This is a genomic window from Kineococcus gurbantunggutensis, from assembly GCF_050871925.1.
GTDB lineage: Bacteria > Actinomycetota > Actinomycetes > Actinomycetales > Kineococcaceae > Kineococcus.
This window is the reverse complement of record NZ_JBJLSG010000238.1, coordinates 1-5255: the sequence shown is the minus strand read 5'-3', so window position 1 is coordinate 5255 and position 5255 is coordinate 1. Positions and strand designations below refer to the sequence as shown.

Here is a 5255-nt window from a genome sequence, read left to right as displayed (position 1 = left end):
CGAGGCCCCCACCCGGTGCCGGGTGGGGGCCTCGGCCGTGCTCGGGCCGCGGACGGGCCGTGCGCGCGGGCGGCGCCTCGGGCCCCGTTCCCCGGGTCCCTCGCTCAGGCCTTCTTCGCGGTGCGGCGCGCGGCCGTGGTCTTCGCCGGGGCGGCGGCGCTCTTGGCGGCGGTGGTGCGCGCCGGGGCGGCCTTCTTGGCCGCGGTGGCGGCGGCGGCGGTGGCCGGGCGGCCCGCGGTGCTCGCGCGGCCGGTGGTGGCGCGGGCGGTGGCCGCGGGGCTGGCGGCCCTGCGCGCGGTGGTGGTGCGCGCCGGTGCCGCCTCGGCCGCCGGGGTCGCCGCGGCCGTCCTGGCCGGGGCCGCCTTCTTGGCCGGGGCCGCGGTGCCGTTCTTCTCCTTCAGCGAGGCGCTGTAGGCGCGCAGGGCCTTGGTGTCGGAGACGACCTCCTTGAAGGCGGTGCCGGGGCGGAACCGGGGCACCGAGGTCTTCTTGATCTTCACGGCCTCGCCGGTGCGCGGGTTGCGGCCCGTGCGGGCGTTGCGCGCCTGCTTCTCGAAGGTGCCGAAACCGCTGATGGCGACCTTCTCGCCCTTGGCCACGGCCAGGGTGATGGTCTCGACGAGGGCCTCCACGGCCGCCGTCGCCTGCTTCCTGCCGCCGAGCCGCGCTTCCAGCGCCTCGACCAGTTCCGACTTGTTCACGGGGTCCTCCTCGGGGGTCCGTCTCGTCCGTGACACGCTCGCGCGGCACCTCGCGCGCGGCCGAGCGGGAGCCCGACGGGGAAACGGTACGACCCGCGATCACCGCCGTCCACCAGGGGCGGGGCGGCGAGCCGTTGCGGCGCAAGCGACTCGGCGCCCGCGGCAGCCGGCGGCGCTGGGGCGCAGGGGGTTCCGCCGGCCCGCGCGACCGCGCCGCGGCGCCGCGCCGGACGGCGCCGGCGCGCACCGGACCGGCGCGGGAGGCGTTGCGCGCCAACGCCCGCACGCACGAGGGCCCCGTCCCGCGCTGCGGTGCAGCGCGGGACGGGGCCCGGTGGGCGGGCGCGGCCGGTCAGGCGCGCGCGGGCAGCGTGGTGGGCTTGAAGGAGGGCCGGTGCGCCTCGAAGTCGGCGATGGCGTCGGCGTGGCGCAGGGTCAGGCTGATGTCGTCCAGGCCCTCCATGAGCCGCCAGCGCACGTACTCGTCGACCTCGAAGGGGGCGGTGAAGTCGTCGACCCGCACGACGCGCTCGACCAGGTCGACGGTGACCTCGGTGCCGGGGTGGGCCTCCAGCGCCTTCCAGATCAGGTCGATGTCGCCCTGCTCCACGACGGCGGCGAGCAGGCCCTGCTTGCCGGAGTTGCCGCGGAAGATGTCGCCGAAGCGCGGGGCGAGCACCGCCTTGAAGCCGTAGTCGCGCAGCGCCCACACGGCGTGCTCGCGGCTGGAGCCGGTGCCGAAGTCCTTGCCGGCGACGAGGACCGAGCCGGCCCGGTACGGCTCCCGGTTCAGCACGAAGGAGGGGTCGCCGCGCCAGGCGGCGAACAGCGCGTCCTCGAAGCCGGTCTTGGTGACCCGCTTGAGGTAGACGGCGGGGATGATCTGGTCGGTGTCGACGTCGCTGCGGCGCAGCGGCACGCCGACGCCGCGGTGGACGGTGAACTTCTCCACGGGGTGCTCCTGGTCCGTCTGGGTCGTGTCGTCGGCGGTCAGGCCAGCGCGCCGGCGGGCGCGGAGCGGCCGGGCAGCGGCTCGAGGTCGGCCGGGGAGGAGAGCGTGCCGCGCACGGCGGTCGCGGCGGCCACCAGCGGGCTGACCAGGTGGGTGCGCCCGCCCTTGCCCTGGCGCCCCTCGAAGTTGCGGTTGGAGGTGGAGGCGCAGCGCTCGCCGGGGGCGAGCTGGTCGGGGTTCATCCCCAGGCACATCGAGCAGCCGGCGTGGCGCCAGTCGGCGCCGAACTCCTTGAAGACGGTGTCGATGCCCTCGGCCTCGGCCTGCAGCCGCACGCGGGCCGAGCCGGGCACGACCATCACGCGCACGCCCTCGGCCTTGGTGCGCCCGCGCACCACGTCCGCGGCCGCGCGCAGGTCCTCGATGCGGCTGTTGGTGCACGAGCCGATGAAGACGGTGTCCACGGCGATCTCGCGCATGGGCGTGCCCCCGGCCAGGCCCATGTACTCCAGGGCCCGCTCGACGGTCTGGCGCTCGCCGTCCTCGCCGACCTCCTCGGGCACGGGCACGGAGCCGGACAGCGGCACGCCCTGGCCGGGGTTGGTGCCCCAGGTGACGAACGGCTCGAGCTCAGCGGCGTCGAGGACGACCTCGGCGTCGAAGACGGCGTCGTCGTCGGTGCGCAGGGTGCGCCAGTGCTCCACGGCCGCGTCCCAGTCGGCGCCGGTGGGGGCGTGCGGGCGGCCCTCGAGGTACTCGAACGTGGTGTCGTCGGGGGCCACCATGCCCGCGCGGGCACCGGCCTCGATCGACATGTTGCAGATGGTCATGCGCCCCTCCATGGACAGGGCGCGGATCGCCTCCCCGCGGTACTCCAGGACGTAGCCCTGGCCGCCGCCGGTGCCGATCCTGGCGATGACCGCCAGGATGACGTCCTTGGCGGTCGTGCCCGGGCGCAGGGTGCCGTTCACGGTGATGGCCATCGTCTTGAACGGCTTCAGCGGCAGGGTCTGCGTGGCCAGCACGTGCTCGACCTCGCTGGTGCCGATGCCCATGCCCAGCGAGCCGAACGCGCCGTGCGTGGAGGTGTGCGAGTCGCCGCACACGACGGTCATGCCCGGCTGGGTCAGGCCCAGCTGGGGGCCGACGACGTGCACGATGCCCTGCTCGGCGTCGCCCAGGGAGTGCAGGCGCACGCCGAACTCCGCGCAGTTGCGGCGCAGCGTCTCGATCTGGGTGCGCGAGGTCCTGTCGGCGATGGGCAGGTCGATGCCGGCCGTGGGGGTGTTGTGGTCCTCGGTGGCGATGGTCAGGTCCAGGCGCCGCACGCCCCGCCCGGCCAGGCGCAGGCCGTCGAAGGCCTGCGGGCTGGTGACCTCGTGCACGAGGTGCAGGTCGATGTACAGCAGGTCCGGCTCGCCGTCCTGCCCGCGCCGGACGACGTGCTCGTCCCACACCTTCTCCGCCAGCGTGCGTCCCACGTCGCTCTCCCCTCGTCCGCACCGTGCCGCCGCGCGCCGGGATCGCCGGCGGCAGGACGTCCATCGGTCCTTGCGTCTCAGTGGTTGAGACGCCAGTATCGCTCCGTGGACAAGAGTAGCGGAGTCGGCGTGCTCGACAAGGCCGTGCAGGTGCTCACCGCCCTGGAGGCCGGCCCGGCGAGCCTGGCGCAGCTGGTGACGGCGACGGGCCTGGCCCGCCCCACCGCGCACCGCCTCGCCGTGGCGCTGGAGCACCACCGCCTCGTCGGGCGCGACCTGCAGGGGCGCTTCGTGCTCGGCGCCCGGCACGCCGAGCTGGCCGCCGCCGCCGGCGAGGACCGCCTCGTGGCGGTCGCCGGCCCGCTGCTGAGCGCCCTGCGCGACGCCACCGGCGAGAGCGCGCAGCTGTACCGCCGCCACGGCGAGCACCGCGTGTGCATCGCCGCCGCCGACCGCCCGCACGGGCTGCGCGACACCGTGCCCGTGGGTGCGTCCATGACGATGGCCGCCGGCTCGGCCGCGCAGGTGCTGCTCGCCTGGGACGACCCCGAGCGGCTGTCCGTGGAGCTGATGGGGGCCCGCTTCGACGCCGCGGCGCTGTCCGGGGTGCGCCGGCGCGGCTGGGCGCACTCCAGCGGCGAGCGCGAGCCCGGCCTGGCCTCCGTCAGCGCGCCCGTGCGCGCGCCGTCGGGGCGCGTGGTGGCCGCGGTGTCCGTCTCGGGGCCCGCCGAGCGCTTCGGGCGCCACCCGGGCCGGCGGCACGCCGACGCCGTGCTGGCCACCGCCGAGGCCTTCACCGCCGCCCTGCGCCCGGCGCAGCTGCCCGCGCGGGCCGCCGGCGCCCACGCCTGAGCGGGCCCGGCGGGCGCCGGCGCCGGGTCGGGGCGGCTCAGCGGCTCCAGGCGAGCAGGACCGGCTCCCGCTGCCCCGGCCAGGTGCCGGTGAGCGTGGCGGCCCCGGGCGGGGCGACGGCGGTGCCGTCGAGCACGCGCACGACGCCGACCTCCACGCCGCCGGCGGTGGCGGTGCTCACGGCGCCGGCCGCGGGAGCACCCGCCGCGGCGGGACCGGCCTGGACGCGCACCACCGGCGCGGGCAGCGGCGCGCCGTCGGGGCCGACGAGCTCGGCCTGCCGCGCGCGCCCGCGGGCGACGTCGTCCAGGGCGCGGGCGTGCACGGGGTCGCCCAGCGCGTCGTACACCCAGCGGTGCCCCAGGACGGAGTGCTCCAGCGTGCCGGCGAGCCACTGCCGCGCCCCGGGCAGCTCGGCGCCGCGGTAGGTCAGCGGCACCTGCAGCAGCGCGCCGGCGGCCCGCACCAGGTGCACCTCCACGCCCACCCGCCCGTCGGGGTCGTCGAAGCGGTACGCGCCCACGTGCTCCAGGTCGCCGGCCGCGCCGGAGGGCCCGGTGGCGCCGGGCGGGCACCACGGCTGCGCGGGCAGCCAGGCGGCGATCGTCTCGAGCTTGGAGGGGGTCAGCTGCGCCTGGTGGATGACGGCCACGCGCCCACCCTAGGCGCCGCCCCCGGCGCGGGCGGGGTCGCGACCGGGGGTCGTGGCCGGGGGTCGTGGCCGGGACCGGGGACGACGAAGGCCCCCGGTCGGTGACCGGGGGCCTCGTGGAGTAGCCCCGACGGGATTCGAACCCGCGCTACCGCCTTGAGAGGGCGGCGTGCTAGGCCGCTACACAACGGGGCCCCAGCACGTCCGCTCCACAGGGAGCGGACCGTTCCAGCGCGGACCACCGGTCCAGGACCGGGATCTGCTGGAGTAGCCCCGACGGGATTCGAACCCGCGCTACCGCCTTGAGAGGGCGGCGTGCTAGGCCGCTACACAACGGGGCCCTAGCTCACTCGTTCCGCGAGGAACGCGCGTCCTCCAGCGGAGGGTGCGAACGTCCCTCGTGCTGGAAGCGCTGGGGTACCAGGACTCGAACCTAGACTAACTGAACCAGAATCAGTCGTGCTGCCAATTACACCATACCCCATGGTGATCCCCCGGTCGGTCTCCCGCCCGGGTGCGTCGCAGACTCTACCCGGTCCGCGCACCGCTCCCCAAATCGGCTCCCGGCGGCCCGACCTGAGCCGCCCGCCCCCGCCGCGTCCCGGCGGGGGCGCACC

Annotated in this window: 5 protein-coding genes and 3 tRNA genes; 1 reads left to right on the top strand and 7 read right to left on the bottom strand. The window is 76.5% G+C overall.

The genetic code is table 11. The features are described 5' to 3' along the window. Positions 1–104 precede the first annotated feature (104 nt). The 3 genes from ACRYR7_RS24070 to leuC form a co-directional block, all read right to left on the bottom strand. Positions 105–701, bottom strand: coding sequence for an HU family DNA-binding protein (locus tag ACRYR7_RS24070; RefSeq protein WP_432574812.1), 597 nt, complete (start codon positions 699–701; stop codon positions 105–107). 352 nt (positions 702–1053) lie between these two features. Beyond that, entirely contained in the window at positions 1054–1653 is a 600-nt protein-coding gene (leuD, locus tag ACRYR7_RS24065) for a 3-isopropylmalate dehydratase small subunit (protein WP_432574811.1), read from the bottom strand. A 38-nt stretch (positions 1654–1691) separates the two neighbouring features. Then, positions 1692–3134 (bottom strand): 3-isopropylmalate dehydratase large subunit, encoded by a 1443-nt coding sequence (gene leuC, locus ACRYR7_RS24060; RefSeq protein ID WP_432574809.1) that lies wholly within the window; start codon positions 3132–3134, stop codon positions 1692–1694. A gap of 105 nt (positions 3135–3239) precedes the next feature. On the opposite strand from leuC, the gene ACRYR7_RS24055 reads away from it, so the two are divergent. Further along, entirely contained in the window at positions 3240–3986 is a 747-nt protein-coding gene (locus ACRYR7_RS24055; protein WP_432574808.1) for an IclR family transcriptional regulator, read from the top strand. 37 nt (positions 3987–4023) lie between these two features. Here ACRYR7_RS24055 and ACRYR7_RS24050 read toward each other — a convergent pair whose 3' ends face one another. The 4 genes from ACRYR7_RS24050 to ACRYR7_RS24035 all read right to left on the bottom strand — a co-directional run bounded on the left by ACRYR7_RS24050 (position 4024) and on the right by ACRYR7_RS24035 (position 5122). Beyond that, complete coding sequence (locus ACRYR7_RS24050; protein WP_432574806.1) at positions 4024–4638, bottom strand: maltokinase N-terminal cap-like domain-containing protein; 615 nt, start codon at positions 4636–4638, stop codon at positions 4024–4026. Positions 4639–4760: 122 nt separating this feature from the next. Beyond that, a tRNA-Glu gene (locus ACRYR7_RS24045) sits at positions 4761–4833 on the bottom strand. 73 nt (positions 4834–4906) lie between these two features. Beyond that, positions 4907–4979: transfer RNA gene (locus tag ACRYR7_RS24040), tRNA-Glu, on the bottom strand. Between the two features lie 71 nt (positions 4980–5050). After that, a tRNA-Gln gene (locus tag ACRYR7_RS24035) sits at positions 5051–5122 on the bottom strand. Positions 5123–5255 lie beyond the last annotated feature (133 nt).